Source organism: Vibrio sp. 10N.222.48.A3 (assembly GCF_041475345.1).
Classification (GTDB): Bacteria; Pseudomonadota; Gammaproteobacteria; order Enterobacterales; family Vibrionaceae; genus Vibrio; species Vibrio tasmaniensis_A.
The window spans coordinates 1-821 of sequence record NZ_JBFRVX010000223.1; the positions used below are offsets into that span (position 1 = coordinate 1).

The window sequence follows — 821 nt, forward strand, 5'->3', positions numbered from 1 at the left end:
GGATTAACCTCTATGCGTATGTAAATGGTGACCCGTTAGGGTATGTAGATCTGGATGGAAGGCTCGGGGTACCGATCTCTCCAGTTCCAGTGCTACCACCTCAAGCTTTTAATCCTCCCGAACTAAATAAAGCACTCCGAGACGCTGAGGTTAAGGCAGATGAGGAAGCGTGCAAAGTAGCGAAAGATATTGATAGAATATCGGATGTTGGTGGAGCAATTCCTAACCCGTACGTTAAAACAAGCTGTACGGCAATTAATATAACGTCCAAGTTAGTGCAGGCTGGGATTTGTAAATGATAAATTATTTTTGTTTGACGGAAAGGGTTGGAAAATAAACAGTATATACTCAATAGTTACAATTATTGCTCGATGCATAAAAATGCGAGCTTGTCCGTGGATAGGTGCTTTTGCTAGAGGTGTGATGGATAAATGCAAAGTTAAACCTCATCCCACACCATATATCACACGGTAGTACCACGTAATTTAGGTAACTAGCCACCGTTGGGAAAGCCTGAATCCTAGTATGTGCTCCTATCCAAGGGCAATACTTATTATACCTCAGTAGATCATTTAAGACGCTATAGGTAAGCTAAAAACAGCCAATCGCTGCCCATATGCGAAAAACGTTCGGTTGGCTAGGTAAAGCATACTGGAAAGAGAATATTGTTTGATTACGAGGTCATATTGTCAGTTGTATCAGTGCCAATGAAGACGTAATAGTGAATTACATTTGACATCAGGACTAAAAGAACCTTGGTTGACGGAGCGTAGGGTTGTAACAGTAACTATGGGGATCTGCTCGGTATTAAGCCATTTACT

At 41.5% G+C, this 821-nt stretch carries 1 pseudogene; it reads left to right on the top strand.

The features are described 5' to 3' along the window. Nucleotides 1-299: pseudogene (locus tag AB4653_RS07665) on the top strand (hypothetical protein); the annotation flags it as partial. Between the last annotated feature and the right edge of the window lie 522 nt (nt 300-821).